15 protein-coding genes are annotated in these 15587 nt (G+C 65.2%); 10 read left to right on the top strand and 5 right to left on the bottom strand.

Going from position 1 to position 15587, the window contains the following annotated elements; translation table 11 throughout:
• The first annotated feature begins 158 nt into the window (after window positions 1-158).
• A complete protein-coding gene (locus AC1Q7Q_RS07180; protein WP_150985932.1) occupies window positions 159-1148 on the top strand; it encodes a LysR family transcriptional regulator in 990 nt (329 codons plus the stop codon).
• 72 nt (window positions 1149-1220) lie between these two features.
• On the opposite strand, the gene fur is transcribed toward AC1Q7Q_RS07180, so the two are convergent.
• Window positions 1221-1652 (bottom strand): ferric iron uptake transcriptional regulator, encoded by a 432-nt coding sequence (fur, locus tag AC1Q7Q_RS07175; RefSeq protein ID WP_043349559.1) that lies wholly within the window; start codon window positions 1650-1652, stop codon window positions 1221-1223.
• 199 nt (window positions 1653-1851) lie between these two features.
• Between fur and AC1Q7Q_RS07170 the strand changes: the two genes are divergently transcribed.
• The 9 genes from AC1Q7Q_RS07170 to AC1Q7Q_RS07130 all read left to right on the top strand — a co-directional run bounded on the left by AC1Q7Q_RS07170 (window position 1852) and on the right by AC1Q7Q_RS07130 (window position 11811).
• Complete coding sequence (locus tag AC1Q7Q_RS07170; protein ID WP_492372939.1) at window positions 1852-2457, top strand: outer membrane protein assembly factor BamE; 606 nt, start codon at window positions 1852-1854, stop codon at window positions 2455-2457.
• Between the two features lie 63 nt (window positions 2458-2520).
• Window positions 2521-3318, top strand: a complete 798-nt coding sequence (gene dapB, locus AC1Q7Q_RS07165) for a 4-hydroxy-tetrahydrodipicolinate reductase (protein ID WP_492372940.1) — start codon at window positions 2521-2523, stop codon at window positions 3316-3318.
• Between the two features lie 147 nt (window positions 3319-3465).
• Window positions 3466-6102: a leucine--tRNA ligase gene (leuS, locus tag AC1Q7Q_RS07160; protein WP_492372941.1), complete on the top strand. Its 2637-nt coding sequence runs from the start codon at window positions 3466-3468 to the stop codon at window positions 6100-6102.
• Window positions 6103-6150: 48 nt separating this feature from the next.
• A complete protein-coding gene (locus AC1Q7Q_RS07155; RefSeq protein WP_052494686.1) occupies window positions 6151-6672 on the top strand; it encodes an LPS-assembly lipoprotein LptE in 522 nt (173 codons plus the stop codon).
• Between the two features lie 64 nt (window positions 6673-6736).
• Complete coding sequence (gene holA, locus AC1Q7Q_RS07150; RefSeq protein ID WP_492372942.1) at window positions 6737-7777, top strand: DNA polymerase III subunit delta; 1041 nt, start codon at window positions 6737-6739, stop codon at window positions 7775-7777.
• Between the two features lie 124 nt (window positions 7778-7901).
• Window positions 7902-9182 carry a glutamate-5-semialdehyde dehydrogenase gene (locus tag AC1Q7Q_RS07145; RefSeq protein ID WP_183035257.1) on the top strand — a complete coding sequence of 427 codons (1281 nt, stop codon included), beginning with the start codon at window positions 7902-7904 and terminating at the stop codon, window positions 9180-9182.
• 102 nt (window positions 9183-9284) lie between these two features.
• On the top strand, window positions 9285-9707 hold the full coding sequence (locus tag AC1Q7Q_RS07140; protein WP_150985938.1) for a CopD family protein: 423 nt from the start codon (window positions 9285-9287) through the stop codon (window positions 9705-9707).
• Window positions 9708-9849: 142 nt separating this feature from the next.
• Window positions 9850-10455, top strand: coding sequence for a 2-hydroxychromene-2-carboxylate isomerase (locus AC1Q7Q_RS07135; RefSeq protein WP_043349543.1), 606 nt, complete (start codon window positions 9850-9852; stop codon window positions 10453-10455).
• A gap of 81 nt (window positions 10456-10536) precedes the next feature.
• Window positions 10537-11811 (top strand): THUMP domain-containing class I SAM-dependent RNA methyltransferase, encoded by a 1275-nt coding sequence (locus AC1Q7Q_RS07130; protein WP_150985939.1) that lies wholly within the window; start codon window positions 10537-10539, stop codon window positions 11809-11811.
• A 43-nt stretch (window positions 11812-11854) separates the two neighbouring features.
• Here the strand turns inward: AC1Q7Q_RS07130 and AC1Q7Q_RS07125 are convergent, their stop codons facing one another.
• The 4 genes from AC1Q7Q_RS07125 to panD all read right to left on the bottom strand — a co-directional run bounded on the left by AC1Q7Q_RS07125 (window position 11855) and on the right by panD (window position 15578).
• Window positions 11855-12901, bottom strand: coding sequence for a response regulator (locus AC1Q7Q_RS07125; protein WP_492372943.1), 1047 nt, complete (start codon window positions 12899-12901; stop codon window positions 11855-11857).
• Between the two features lie 294 nt (window positions 12902-13195).
• Window positions 13196-14650: an NAD(P)(+) transhydrogenase (Re/Si-specific) subunit beta gene (locus AC1Q7Q_RS07120; RefSeq protein WP_492372980.1), complete on the bottom strand. Its 1455-nt coding sequence runs from the start codon at window positions 14648-14650 to the stop codon at window positions 13196-13198.
• A gap of 2 nt (window positions 14651-14652) precedes the next feature.
• A complete protein-coding gene (locus AC1Q7Q_RS07115; protein ID WP_045240719.1) occupies window positions 14653-14985 on the bottom strand; it encodes an NAD(P) transhydrogenase subunit alpha part 2 in 333 nt (110 codons plus the stop codon).
• 230 nt (window positions 14986-15215) lie between these two features.
• The gene (gene panD, locus AC1Q7Q_RS07110) at window positions 15216-15578 is read right to left on the bottom strand and encodes an aspartate 1-decarboxylase (RefSeq protein ID WP_006157598.1); all 363 of its coding nucleotides are present in this window, start codon (window positions 15576-15578) and stop codon (window positions 15216-15218) included.
• Window positions 15579-15587: the final 9 nt, after the last annotated feature.

Below are 15587 nucleotides of genomic sequence, written 5' to 3'. Positions count from 1 at the left end.
AAGGACGAAGGCCGGCACGGTGCAAGGGGCTGGCGCGGAATTCCTGTTCCGTTCCCCGCTTTGCTCTTACACTGTGAAAGTGCTGGAAACACCAATGTGCAGCCAATGCAAGTGACGATACGGTCATTCCCAATTCCCAATCCAACCTGGGTGAGATCATGGTGAATGTGGATACCAAGCTGCTCGTGATTTTTACCGAGCTGCTCAGCAAGCGAAACGCGACCTATGTCGCGGAAAAAATGCATATGACCGCACCTGCGGTTTCGCATTCGCTGGGCCGCCTTCGCGAGATTTTCGACGATCCCCTCTTCATCCGCGTGCCTCACGGCCTGACGCCGACACCGCGAGCCCTGGAACTGGGGCCGAAGATTCGCGACATGCTGGACCTGTGGTCCTCGATCAACGAGGGCGACGCCGATAATTTCGACCCCGCCACCGCCACCGGCACCCTTAACATCGGCTTTGCCGCCGAGCTGGGCGATACGGTCTTCAACCGCTTTATCCTGCGCATCAAGCAACTGGCGCCGGAGTTGCATATCAAGCTGGTCGAATCCCATTCCTGGGAGTCGGATGTGGCCGCCATGCGCGGCAACGAGCTGGACCTGGCGTTCTCGCCATTCCCGACCCGGCACCCCGAAATCGTGGAAGAGATGGTGACGTCGCTCAACCTCTGGGTTTGCGCGCGTAAAAACCATCCGGTGCTCAAGGGCACCTGCACGCTCGAGCAGTATCTCGACTGCGGCCACATCTTCATGGCGCATTCGGGCGGCAATGGCCGTCCGGCACCGTCGCTGATCCCGCTGGACTACGCGTTGCAGCAGCGCGGGCTAAAGCGCAATGCCACGCTGACGGTGCATTCCTGGCGCGCACAGTCGGAGCTGGCCGCGCAGACCGACATGATCTTCACGGTCAATGCGCTGACCAAGGACATGGCTTGCGAGACCTACGGCCTCAAGGCCTTCCCCTTGCCGGCGGAACTTAACACCACGCTGGGCCTGAACATGTTCTGGCACCGCAGCCGCAACACCCACCCGATGCTGGTGTGGGCACGCGGGCTGTTCCGCCAGGTCGTGGGCGAATTCGTCGGCGTGCCGGCGGTTGCGCGCGGCCTGCACATCGTTGCCGAGCAGGATCATACGGAATCGTGAAGCAGGCTTGAAATAAAAAAAACCGGCGCTGGCGCCGGTTTTTTTATGTTCGCGGGGCAGGCCGCGGCTGGCTTAGCGCTTGGGCCGGTGGGGGCACTCGTGCTTGGTGCAGCTGCCATAGAGCGACAATGCGTGTTCTTGCAGCGCGAAGCCGCGCTCGGTTGCGATGCTTTGCTGGCGACGCTCGATCTCGGAGTCGTAGAATTCCTCCACGCGGCCGCAATCGATGCAGACCAGGTGGTCGTGATGCTTGCCTTCATTCAGCTCGAAAATGGCTTTGCCGGATTCGAAGTTGTTGCGCGACAGCAGTCCAGCCTGCTCGAACTGGGTCAGCACGCGATAGACGGTCGCAAGGCCGATATCCATTTGTTCGTTGAGCAGGATGCGGTAAACGTCTTCAGCGCTGAGGTGGCGCTGCTCGCTGGTCTGGAAGATCTCGAGGATCTTCAGACGCGGTACGGTCGCTTTAAGACCGATATTTTTGAGGTCCGCCGGACTCGGCATGGGCGTGACTCCCTAGAGTACAATGTCTGGATAGTTGAATCATAAGGGTTTTGGCGGCAAAAGTCGCCCCGGCGGTTGCCCGGGGCTCGGTCACCTGCCCTAGGCTGCGCTCGCGATGATCCATCGCCGCTGCCGCCTCATGGTAAGCGCCGTGAGGGCCTGAATCGGCACTTTTCTCTCCCTTCTAGAAGCGAGATACATGCGTTCATTTCGTTCGTCCGCCATGCGTCCGACGCTGGTTACTACTGTGCTGGCTGCAGCTACCCTGCTAACGGCTGCGTGCTCCACCTATGACAATACGTCGCGCAAGGTCGCCAACGCGATCACGCCGTACCGTATCAATATCGTGCAAGGCAACTTTGTCTCGCGTGAAGCTGCCGCGCAGTTGCGTGAAGGCATGACGCGCGAGCAGGTCAAGTTCCTGCTCGGCACGCCGCTGCTGGCCGATGTGTTCCACGGCAATCGCTGGGACTACGTGTTCTCGTTCCGCCGCGGCAATACGCCGGTGGTGCAGCAGCGCCGCTATACCGTGTTCTTCGATGGCGACAAGCTGGTCAAGTTCGGTGGCGACGAGCTGCCGTCCGAATACGAGCTGATTGCCGAAATCGACGGCATGAAGGCCATGCAGGCGGGCAAGGTACCGACGCCCAAGGCACCGGCCGAGACCGTTGCCGCGGCTTCGGAAGCGGCTGCCGCCCCGGCCGCAGCCACGGATGCCGCTCCCGCCGCAGCGCCTGCGCCGGCAGCGCCGGCTGCCGCAGCCTCATCCGCCGAGGCCGGTGGCCCCGCCAGCCCGACCAACTGAGCCTTCAGGCCCGAATGCCGGCCGCGTCACGCGGCCGGCTTGTATTTTGACTGCTGACACGCCATGAATATCGCCATCGCAGGTGCCTCCGGCCGCATGGGCCGTATGCTGATCGAACACGTACTCGCCACCGAAGGCGTCACCCTGTCGGGCGCGCTGGATGTGCCGGGCGCCCCGGCGCTGGGCCAGGATGCCGGGCTGCTGCTGGGCCGCACCACGGGCGTGGTGATCACCTCGGATATCGAGACTGCCCTCGCTGGCGCCGACTGCCTGATCGACTTCACCCGGCCCGAGGGCACGCTCGTGCACCTGGCAGCGGCCAAGCGCCTGGGCGTCAAGGTGGTCACCGGCACCACCGGGTTTGACGACGCCGGCCGTGCCGCCATCGCCGAGGCTGCCAAGCACATCGGCGTAGTGTTCTCCGCCAATATGAGCGTGGGCGTCAATGCCACGTTCAAGCTGCTGGAAGTTGCCGCCAAGCTGCTGTCTTCCGGCTACGACATCGAAGTCATCGAGGCGCACCACCGCCATAAGGTAGATGCCCCGTCGGGCACCGCGCTGGCGATGGGCGAGGTGGTGGCCAAGGCATTGGGCCGCGATCTGAAGACCTGCGGCGTGTTTGCCCGCGAAGGCCACACCGGCCCGCGCGACCCCAATTCCATCGGCTTTGCCACCGTGCGCGGCGGCGATATCGTGGGCGACCACACCGTGATGTTCGCCGGCACCGGCGAGCGCATCGAGATCACGCACAAGTCGTCCAGCCGTCAGTCGTATGCCGAGGGCGCGCTACGCGCGGCGCGCTTTCTCGCCGACAAGCCCACCGGGCTGTTCGACATGCAGGACGTGCTTGGCCTGAAGTAAGGCCCCCGGCACGCCCTGCGCCGCAAGTGCCGACGGTTATAATCGGCACTTTCGCCGTTCCAGCGCAGGCGGGCGCCGCAAGGCTTGCCCGCCGCTTATCTTTTCCACGCTTTTCGCACGCCGACGCACCGCGCCGTTGTCCTGAACATGCAAGACAAATACCTTCCCTCAGCCGTTGAACAAGCCGCCCAGCAACACTGGCAAGCCATCGATGCCTACCGCGTATCGGAAGAGGCGAAGCTGGCCGACGGCAGCGAGAAGCCGAAGTTCTATGCCTGCTCGATGCTGCCTTACCCGTCGGGCAAGCTGCATATGGGCCACGTGCGCAATTACACCATCAACGACATGATGGCGCGCCATCTGCGCATGAACGGGCACAACGTGCTGATGCCGATGGGCTGGGACGCGTTCGGCATGCCGGCGGAAAACGCCGCGCTCAACAATGGCGTGGCGCCGGCGGCCTGGACCTACAACAACATCGCTGAAATGAAGCGGCAGATGCAGTCGATGGGCCTGGCCATCGACTGGTCGCGCGAAGTCGCCACCTGCAGCCCGGACTACTACCGCTGGAACCAGTGGCTGTTCCTCAAGATGCTGGAAAAGGGCATCGCCTACCGCAAGACTGGCACGGTGAACTGGGATCCGGTCGACCAGACCGTGCTGGCCAACGAGCAGGTCATCGATGGGCGCGGCTGGCGCTCGGGCGCGCTGGTTGAAAAGCGCGAGATCCCGATGTACTACCTGCGCATCACCGACTACGCCGAGGAACTGCTCGGCGACCTGGACGACCTGGGCTGGCCCGAGCGCGTCAAGATCATGCAGCAGAACTGGATCGGCAAGAGCGTGGGCGTGCGCTTCGCGTTCCCGCATGCCATCGCCGGTGACGACGGCAAGCTGATCGGCGACGGCAAGCTCTATGTGTTCACCACGCGCGCCGACACCATCATGGGCGTGACCTTCTGCGCGGTCGCCGCCGAGCACCCGCTGGCCACCCATGCCGCCGCGACCAATCCTGAACTGGCCGCCTTCATCAACGAGTGCAAGCACGGCTCGGTGATGGAAGCCGATATGGCGACCATGGAAAAGAAGGGCATGCCCACCGGCCTGAAGGTGACGCACCCCCTGACCGGCGAGCAGGTCGAGGTGTGGGTTGGCAACTACGTGCTGATGAGCTACGGCGACGGCGCTGTGATGGGCGTGCCCGCGCACGACGAACGCGACTTTGCCTTTGCCAACAAATACGGCCTGCCGATCAAGCAAGTGGTCGATATGGTTGACGCCAAAAAGGGCCAGCCGTTCTCCACCGAAGCCTGGCAGGAGTGGTATGGCGACAAGGAGCACGGCACCTGCATCCATAGCGGCAAATACGACGGCCTGGACTACAAGGCTGCGGTGCAAGCCATCGCAGCCGATCTCGGTGCCAAGGGCCTGGGCGAGAAGAAGGTCACCTGGCGCCTGCGCGACTGGGGCATCTCGCGCCAGCGCTACTGGGGCACGCCGATCCCGCTGATCCATTGCGACGACTGCGGCGTGGTGCCGGTGCCGGAGCAAGACCTGCCGGTGGTGCTGCCGGAAGACCTGGTGCCGGACGGCACCGGCAACCCGCTGGCCAAGGATCCGCGTTTCCTCGCGTGCACCTGCCCGTCGTGCGGCAAGCCGGCGCGCCGCGAGACCGACACCATGGATACCTTCATCGATTCGTGCTGGTATTACATGCGCTATACCTGCCCGGACGCGGCCACCATGGTCGATGCGCGCAACGACTACTGGATGCCGATGGACCAGTACATCGGCGGCATCGAGCACGCGATCCTGCACCTGCTGTACGCCCGCTTCTGGACCAAGGTCATGCGCGACATGGGCCTGGTCACGTTCAACGAGCCGTTCTCCAACCTGCTCACGCAGGGCATGGTGCTCAACGATACCTACTACCGCGAAGACGCGGCGGGCAAGAAGACCTGGTTCAACCCGGCCGAAGTCGACGTCAGCACCGATGAGCGCGGCCGCCCGCTGGGCGCCGTGCTCAAGGCGGATGGCCAGCCGGTGGTGATCGGCGGCGTGGAGAAGATGTCGAAGTCCAAGAACAACGGCATTGACCCGCAGGCCCTGATCGACCAATACGGCGCCGACACCGCGCGCCTGTTCGTCATGTTCGCCGCGCCGCCCGAGCAGCAGCTCGAGTGGAGCGGCTCGGGCGTGGAGGGCGCTTCGCGCTTCCTGCGCCGGGTGTGGAACTACGGCTATGCCAACGCCGAGGCGATTGCGGCGGCGGGCAATGCCGTGCCATCCGGCGACGCCGACGCAGCGCTGCGCCGCGAGATCCACAGCGTGCTCAAGCAGGCCAACTACGACTATCAGCGCATCCAGTACAACACCGTGGTGTCGGCGACCATGAAGATGCTCAACGCGCTGGAAGACGCCAAGCAGGCCACGCCCGCCGCGCGCCGCGAGGGCCTGGGCATCCTGCTGCGCGTGCTGTATCCGGTGGTGCCGCACGTCACCCACGGGCTGTGGCAAGAGCTTGGCTACGCCACGCAGTACGGCGATCTGCTCGACGCAGCCTGGCCGCAGGTGGACGAATCCGCGCTGGTGCAAAGCGAGCTGGACCTCGTGCTGCAGATCAACGGCAAGGTGCGCGGCAGCCTGAAGGTGCCGGCCGACGCCGACCGCGCCGCCATCGAGGCCATGGCTGCCGCCAGCGAGATCGTTGCCAAGTTCGCTGACGGCGCCGCGCCGAAGAAGATCGTGGTGGTCCCGGGCCGCCTCGTTAATGTGGTTCTTTAACGTGACGCTGTAACTAGCGTCAGAGAAGCCAACAAGGGAGCTGCCCACATGGATGGACAGAAGCTGGATCGACCGCTGCAGGGCCGCCGCAAGGTCCTGGCCACGCTGCTGCTGGCCGGCCTGCTGGGCGGCTGCGGGTTTCACATGCGCGGCAACGCGGACTTTGCATTCAAGCGGCTGTATGTGAGCATTCCGCCCAATACGCTGATGGGCTCCGATTTGCGCCGCGCCATCCGCAACGGATCGGACACGCAGATCGTGACCGACCCGAAAGAAGCGGACGCCCTGCTCGATGTGCTGCAGGATACGCGTACCAAGACGGTGCTGTCGATCACCACCACTGGCGTGGTGCGCGAGTACCGCCTGACGCAGCGCTTCACCTTCCGCCTGCGTGACGCCGGCGGCCAGGAGCTGATCGCGCCGTCGCAGCTGGTGCTCACGCGCGACCTGACCTACAACGAAGCCAACACGCTGGCCAAGGATTACGAAGAGCAGCAGCTCTATCGCGACATGCAGCGTGACATCGTGCAGCAGCTGATTCGCCGGCTGAGCGCGGTCAAGGCCATCTGAGCGGCGCGAGAAGCGCCGGCCAGACAAGCTCAATAGGCAAGGACAGAGGAAAGAAGCGCACGGCATGCAGCTCAAGCTCGACGGACTCGAAGCGCACCTGCGCCAGGCCAAGGGACGCGGCCTGGCACCGCTCTACGTGGTGCATGGCGACGAGCACCTGCTGGTGCTAGAGGCGGTCGACCGCCTGCGCCAGGCTGCGCGCGAGGCCGGCTTCACGGAGCGCGAGGTGCTGTCCTCCGAGCGCGGCTTCAACTGGGGCCACGTGGTCCAGGCGCAGCAATCGATGTCGCTGTTCGGCGATCGCAAGATCGTCGAGCTGCGGATTCCCTCCGGCAAGCCCGGCAAGGACGGCGGCGAGGCGCTGCGCGCGGTGGCTGCCCAGCCTTCGCCGGACGTGGTCATGTTCATCACGCTGCCGCGGCTGGACTTCGCCACGGCCAAGTCGGCCTGGTTCCAGGCGCTGGACGCCGCCGGCGTGTCGATCAAGGTCGATTCCGTCGACCGCACGCGGCTGCCGGCCTGGGCCGGCGAGCGGCTGGCGCTGCAGCAGCAGCGGGTCGAGCCCGGTGAACCGGGGCGGCGCGCGCTGCAGTTCATCGCCGACAAGGTCGAAGGCAACCTGCTGGCCGCTCACCAGGAAATCCAGAAGCTCGGACTGCTGTATCCCGCTGGTCCGCTGACCTTCGAGCAGGTGCACGATGCGGTGCTCAACGTGGCCCGCTACGACGTCTTCAAGCTCTCCGAAGCCATGCTCAGCGGCGACGTGCCGCGCCTGGTGCGCATGCTCGAAGGGCTGCGCGGGGAGGGCGAGGCCACGGTGCTGGTGCTGTGGGCGCTGACCGAGGAAATTCGCGTATTATCCAAGGTCCGGCAAGGGCTGGCGGCAGGCAAGCAGATTGGTGTCCTGACGCGTGAACTGCGTATCTGGGGCCCGCGCGAAAAGCTGGTGCCGCAGGCCGCGCAGCGCCTCTCGCTGGCGCAGCTGGAAGCCGCGCTGGGCATGGCCGCCAAGCTGGACCGGCAGGTCAAGGGCCTGCGCGCCAAAGGCATGCCGGCCGAGCCCTGGGATGGCCTGCTGCAGCTGGCGCTGACCATCGCCCGGTAAGCCCGCAGGCCGGTAGCCGGTAGCGCGGTCATTGGAGATCACTGCCAGCGACCCGCATAGCCAGCCGTAGCCGACAAAAAAAAGCTAAACCAAGCATTGAGGGCCGGGTCCCCTGGCCAGGAATATGAACGAGCTCGATCTCAAGCAGTACATGGACCGCGTCGGCCAGCAGGCCCGCGCCGCCTCCCGCGCCATGGCGCGCGCCTCCACCGCGGACAAGAACCGCGCGCTGTTGACCATCGCCGCCGCCATCCGCCGCGACGCCGCGCACCTCAAAGCCGTGAACGCCGGCGACGTGGAGCGTGCCCGCGCCAACGGCCAGGACGCCGCTTTCATCGACCGCCTGACGCTCTCGGACAAGGCGATCGACACCATGGCCGCCGGCCTGGAGCAGATCGCCGCGCTGGCGGACCCGATCGGCGAGATCAGCAACATGAAATTCCGTCCCACCGGCATCCAGGTGGGCCAGATGCGGGTGCCGCTGGGCGTCATCGGCATCATCTACGAGTCGCGTCCCAACGTGACCATCGACGCAGCCGCGCTGTGCCTGAAGTCGGGCAACGCCACCATCCTGCGCGGCGGCTCCGAGGCGATCGATTCCAATACCGCGCTCGCCGCCCTGGTGGCCGAGGGCCTGGCCGCCGCCGGCCTGCCGCCCGAAGCGGTGCAGGTGATCTCGACCACCGACCGCGCCGCGGTTGGCCGCCTCATCACCATGACCGAATACGTCGACGTGATCGTGCCGCGCGGCGGCAAGAGCCTGATCGCGCGCCTGATGGCAGAAGCGCGGGTGCCCATGATCAAGCACCTGGACGGCATCTGCCACGTCTATATCGATGTCGACGCGGACCTGGACAAGGCGGTGCGCGTTGCCGACAACGCCAAGACCCAGCGCTACGCGCCCTGCAACACCATGGAAACGCTGCTGGTCGCGCGCGATGTCGCCGCCGCGGCGCTGCCGCCGCTGTGCCGCATCTACCAGGAAAAGGGCGTGGAGCTGCGCGTGTGCGCCGCCACCCGCGCCACGCTGGAAGCCGCCGGTTTCACCGGCCTGGTCGACGCCACCGAAGAAGACTGGCGGCTCGAGTACCTGGCGCCGGTGCTGGCGATCCGCACCGTGGCCGGACTGGACGAGGCCATCGAGCACATCAATACCTATGGCTCGGCGCATACCGATTCCATCATCACCGAGAACTACACCACTGGCATGCGCTTCCTGCGCGAGGTGGACTCGGCCAGCGTGATGATCAATGCGTCGACGCGCTTTGCCGATGGCTTCGAGTACGGCCTGGGCGCCGAGATCGGCATCTCCAACGACAAGCTGCACGCGCGCGGCCCGGTCGGTCTGGAAGGCCTGACCTCGTTGAAGTACGTGGTGTTCGGCCACGGCGAGATCCGTACCTGAGCGGGCTGGCGGCACGCGTCCCGTGCCGCCTCCCGTCGCGCAGCCCCACCGTTTCACCGTTCCCATGCGTTCCCATGGGAACCTAACCAGAAAAAAGGCCAGATGCTCTGGGTTAAAGCGCTGCACATCGTTTTCGTTGTCTCCTGGTTCGCTGGCCTGTTCTACCTGCCTCGCATCTTCGTCAACCTCGCCATGGAGCGCGAGCCGGCCAGCGTGCAGCGCCTGCTGCTGATGGCGCGCAAGCTCTACCGCTTCATGACCATGCTGGCGGTGCCGGCGCTGGTGTTCGGGCTGTGGCTGTATATCGGCTACGGGATCGGGCGCGGTCCGGGGCAGGGCTGGATGCATGCCAAGCTGGCGCTGGTGCTGGTGCTGATCGGCTATCACCATGGCTGCGGCGTGCTGCTCAAGAAGTTCGAGGGCGGGCGCAATACGCGCTCGCACACCTTCTATCGCTGGTTCAACGAGTTGCCGGTGCTGGTGCTGCTGGCGGTGGTGATCCTGGTGGTGGTCAAGCCGTTCTGACGCGCATTGGCCGGCGGCCGCGCGCATCGCCTGTGCGGGCCGCCGGGTTTGGGTTTTTTCTCGTATCGTATTTCATTCGTTTCACGCAGCATTGCCGCGTTCACCGCGCGGTTGTCTCGCCCCACTCCGTCCAGAGGACATGATGAGCAAGCAGGTCGACTACTATCTCACCCCGCAATCGCCTTTCGTCTACCTTGGCCACGAACGCTTCACCGCGATTGCAGCCAAGCATGGCGTGCAAGTCAATCTCAAGCCCTGCGACCTGGGCCGCGTGTTCTCTGTTTCGGGTGGCTTGCCGCTGGCGCAGCGTCCGCCGCAGCGCCAGGCCTACCGCCTGGTCGAGCTGGCCCGCTGGAGCGAGTTTCTCGGCCTGCCGCTGAACCCGCAGCCGACCTTTTTCCCGGTCTCCGGCGACGCCGCCAGCAAGCTGGTCATCGCCGTGCAGCTGGCCCATGGCACCGCCCGCGCGATGGAGCTGATCGGCGCCATTGGCCGCGCCCTGTGGGCCGAGCAACGCAATATCGCTGACGCCGCCACGCTGGCGCAGCTGGCCGACAGCATCGGCCTGGAAGGCGCGGCGCTGCTCAAGGCGAGCGACGCGCAGGCTGTCCAGGCCGCTTATACGCAGCACACCCAGGACGCGGTTTCCGTCGGCGCGTTCGGCGCGCCGTGGTACGTCTATGACGGCCAGCCTTTCTGGGGCCAGGACCGCCTGGACTTCCTCGATCGCGCCCTCGCGGCGGGCTGAAGCCCCGGAGCGCGGTACACTGCGCGCTATCCGACCCCGTCCGCTACGGCGGACGTTTTTGTTTGCAGGAATTCCCAAGCCATGTCCCAAGCCTTTTTTGCCTCCTGCCCGCGCGGCCTCGAGAGCGCACTTGCCGAAGAGTTGCACGAGATCGCAGCCCGGCCCGGCCTGGCCAGGCTCGCCCCCATCCAGGTCCATCGCGAAATGCCCGGTGGCGTCACTTTCTCGGGCGAGATGGCCGCGGCCTACGCAGTCAACCTGCATTCGCGCATCGCTAGCCGGGTGCTGATGCGGGTCGCCAACCGCGGCTACCGGCGCGAAGACGACATCTATGACCTGGTGCGCGCCCAGCGCTGGGATCATTGGTTCACGCCGGATGAGACGCTCCGGGTGGACGTCACGTCCCATCGCTCGCCGCTGCAGAGCCTGAACTTCATCGCCCTGCGTATCAAGGACGGCGTTTGCGACGCCATGCGCGAGCGCTCGGGCGAGCGGCCCAGCGTCGATACCGTGAATCCGGATGTGCGGATTTATGCCCATCTGACCGAGCACGATTGCACGCTCTACCTCGACACCTCGGGTGATCCGCTGTTCAAGCGGGGCTGGCGCCTGGAGAAGGGCGAGGCGCCGCTGAAGGAAAACCTGGCTGCCGGCATCCTGCGCCTGGCCGGATGGGTGCCAGGCCAGACCGAACGCCCGTTCTACGATCCGATGTGCGGCAGCGGCACCTTCCTGGTGGAAGCGGCCCAGGTGGCCCTTGGCCTGGCCCCTGGCGCGAACCGCAGCTTTGGCTTCGAGCGCCTGAAGGGCGCCGACAACAAGACATGGAATGCGCTGAAGGCGGCTGCGCGGGATGACGAGGAGGCCGCGCGCAAGCGCGTCGCGTCCGAGCCTCTGGAACTCGCCGGCAGCGATATTTCCACGGACCTGCTGTCGATGTCGCAAGCCAACTGGGAACGCGCGGGCTTGCCCGGCGAAGTGCGGTTGAAGCAGGTGGATGCGCGCTTTGCGCAGCCGCCGTTCGCGGCACCCGGCCTGATGTTGATGAACCCGCCGTATGGCGAGCGGATTGCCGTGCGGGGAGAACGCCGGCGGCCGATGGACGAAGCACCGGTCGACGAGATCGATGACGAGGCCGCCAATCAGTTCGCCAGCGCCTTTGCCACCACGCTCAAGCAGCATTTCGCGGGCTGGCAGGCATGGGTGTTCACTGGCGACCTGACGCTGCCGCGCCGCTTGCGGCTCAAGGAGTCGCGCCGCACGCCGCTGTACAACGGCAATATCGAATGCCGGCTGTTCCGTTTCGACATGGTGCGAGGCGGCAACCGCAACGCCCCGGCGCAGCCTTCGGCCTGATGCGGCAAGCGCAGGAGAGCGAGCCTGTCCTGCGCTGCCTGGCTTAGCGCGTTGCGCGCCCGGTGACCCGCTCGGGGTGACGGGCAAAATCGTCCAGGAAGCCCTGGAAGCTGACCACCGGCTCCTGCAGCAGATGGCGCGGCAGGTCGAACAGCGCGTAGAAATAATCCTCACGCCCTTCGCAGCGCTCGGCCGGCAGGCAATATTGCTCCCAGTCGATGCAGGCCGGCGTGTACATGCCATTGCCTGGCCAGAAGAAAGGCACGATGCGGCCCTCGCGCAGTCCCTCGATCAGGGCCGCCGGCGCATCGTAAGCTTCCGCGGATTCCACCTGGTTGATCAGGCCGGCGCGTGTCTCGATCACCATCAGCGTGGCCTGGCCCTGCGCCGTCAGCATCAGGATGCCGGCCGGGTTGGGGTAGAGGTAGTACTCGACAAAGCCGTAGCGCGCGGTGACCTGGCGCACCCGCTCGCAGATCGCGGGGTCCGACAGGAAGGAAAACGAGTGGCGCGTCAGCAGGTCGCGCAGCGTGCGCGACAGGGTGGCGAAATACTGCTGCTGGAGCGCGTCGATCTCCTGGTCCAGCCGCTCGACCATGTTGCTGTCGTGCTTCTTCACGTAGCGGTCGATCAGCCCATGGTTGAAGCCCTGCACGGCAATGCCTTCGTCGGCGGTGCCGGTCAGCAGGATGGTCTTGCACGGCAGGTCCTGCAGGGCCTGGCAGAACTCCAGCCCGTTCATCTGCGGCATCGAATAATCAACCACGATCACGCCCGGCTGCACAAAGCGGTTGTAGTCGTGGATTTGCCGGTAGATGCGGTCGATATCGAGCTGCACGGTGCGCCGCTCGGTCAGGAAGGTCAGGTCGTCATGCGTGACCCGCACGGGCAGGAAGCCGGTCGAGCGTGTGGTGTAGGTCTCGCGGATCCATTGCAGGGCTTCGCGGGGGTCGGTGAAGGTCACCACCGGCCGCGACGGATCCATCTGGAACGCCAGGCTGTCGATGAACGATTTACTGTCGTCGACGAGCACCGTGAGGATCGGGTGATGGAAGACCGACAGATTCCTGTCCTGGGGGTTGAATGTCATGTTGCGTTCGGCTCCGCTGTCGGCAGATACTTCGGGCGGGTGGTTTGGCGCGGCTGGAGATCCGGCGCGGCAAGGCCAGCGGACGGATCGGTTCGGAGCGGCCCACCGCGCTGGACTACACCTGGCCCTTTTTGGGTGACCGGCGCGTGCCATGGCCGGTGACCGGAAACCAGTATAGCGCGCTCGCGCTCGCGCGCAACCGGACCTCGGCGAGATGGAAAAAAGCGCGACAGTGTCGCGCTCTTCGTGGCGGCAGATACGGGCGGATGCCCGTATCTGGTGCTTCCGGCGTGCTTACTCGACCGCCTTGCCCATGTCTTCCACCACCTTCTTGGCGTCGCCGAACACCATCATGGTCTTGTCCATGTAGAACAGCTCGTTGTCCAGGCCCGCGTAGCCAGCGGCCATCGAGCGCTTGTTCACGATGATGGTCTTGGCCTTGTAGGCTTCCAGGATCGGCATGCCGGCAATCGGCGAGTTGGGATCGGTCTTGGCGGCCGGGTTGACCACGTCGTTGGCGCCCAGCACCAGCACCACATCCGCCTGGCCGAACTCGCTGTTGATGTCCTCCATTTCGAAGACCTGGTCGTAAGGCACCTCGGCCTCGGCCAGCAGCACGTTCATGTGGCCCGGCATGCGGCCCGCCACCGGGTGGATGGCGTACTTCACCGTCACGCCTTTCTCGACCAGCTTCTCGGTCAGTTCCTTGAGCGCATGCTGCGCGCGTGCCACCGCCAGGCCGTAGCCCGGGACGATGATCACGGTCTCGGCATTGCCCATCAGGAAGGCCGCGTCGTCGGCCGAGCCGGACTTCACGTTGCGCTGCGCCTGGCCGCCGGCAGCGGCCGCCGCGGGCGCGCCGCCAAAGCCGCCGAGCAGCACGTTGAAGAACGAACGGTTCATGGCCTTGCACATGATGTACGAGAGGATGGCGCCGGAGGACCCCACCAGCGAGCCGGCGATGATCAGCATCGGGTTGTTCAGCGAGAAGCCGATGCCCGCCGCGGCCCAGCCCGAGTACGAGTTCAGCATCGACACCACCACCGGCATGTCGGCGCCGCCGATCGGGATGATGATCAGCACGCCCAGCACGAAGGCGATCGCCAGCATCAGCAGGAAGGGCAGCCAGTCCTGCGACAGGCAGAAGATGATGCCGAAGCCGATCATGGCCACCGCCAGCAGCAGGTTCAGCAGGTGCTGCCCGGCAAAGGACACCGGCGCGCCCTGGAACAGGCGGAACTTGTACTTGCCCGACAGCTTGCCGAAGGCGATCACCGAACCGGAGAAGGTGATGGCGCCGACGAAGCAGCCGATGAACAGCTCGATGCGGTTGCCAAACGGGATATCGTGCGAGCCCGGCGGCGTGATGCTGAACGCCGACGGCTCGGCCACCACGGCCACCGCGATGCAGACCGCGGCCATACCGATCAGCGAGTGCATGGCGGCCACCAGTTCGGGCATCTTGGTCATCTCGACCTTTCTTGCCACGTAGGCACCGATGCCGCCGCCAACCACCAGCGCACCGAAGATCAGCGCCATGCCTTCGGCGACCGACGACTGGCCCGCGCCGATGGCCAGGAACTCGTTCTTGAGCTTGGCGATCAGCACCAGCGTGGTCACCGCGGCGATGGCCATGCCGATCATGCCGAAGGCGTTGCCGCGCCGCGCGGAGCTGGGATGCGAGAGGCCCTTGAGCGCCTGGATGAAACACACCGAGGCGAGCAGGTAGAGCAGGGTGACGAGGTTCATGCTCACTTGGCGCCCTCCTCATGACCCTTGCCGGCCTTGGCCTTGGGTTCTTTCTTCTTGAACATCTCCAGCATGCGCTGCGTCACCAGGAAGCCACCGAACACGTTGACTGCGGCGAGCGCGACCGCCAGTGTGCCCATGGTGCGGCCCACGGGGCCCTCGGTCAGGCCGGCGGCCAGCATGGCGCCGACGATGATGATGGCCGAGATCGCATTGGTCACGGCCATCAGCGGGGTGTGCAGGGCGGGCGTCACCGTCCAGACCACGTGGTAGCCCACGTAGATCGCCAGCACGAAGATGATCAGGTTGATCACCGTGTGGTTCACCATTTCCATCGACTTCTCCTCCGTTGCTTGAATGCCTTGCTGCGCGGTTGTCCCGTGTTCTTTTGCCTGGCCAGGCGCCTGTGAGCGCCCACTGCATCGATGCCCCGCCTGGTGCCGCGTTGTCGTCTGTCGCGTAGGTACCCTCACCCCAGGGGCGACGGTACGGCTGAATCCGAAAATCGCATGCCGGATGCGGGCATCGCACCGGCGTTGGCTCCCGGCGCGATGTCCTCATCCGCTTACACCTTCTTGATTTCCTTGATGGCGTTGTTGTCGTCCACCAGGATGATCTTCGGCTTGTAGGTGGCGATCTCTTCATCGCTCATCGGCGCGTAGGTGCAGATGATGAGATGATCGCCCAGGTGCGCGCGCCGTGCGGCCGCGCCGTTAAGCGAGATCTCGCCGCTGCCGCGCACGCCCTTGATGATGTAGGTGGAGAAGCGCTCGCCATTGTTGACGTTGTATAGCTCGATTTTCTCGAACTCCTTCATGTCGGCCGCTTCGAGCAGATTCTCGTCGATGCCGCATGATCCCTCATAGTTGAGGTCCGCCTGTGTCACGGTGACACGATGGAGCTTGGCGCGGAGCATGATGCGTTGCATGGGTGATAC

Source organism: Cupriavidus sp. GW823-FHT07A04, assembly GCF_058794615.1.
This window is presented reverse-complemented; position numbering and strand designations above follow the sequence as displayed.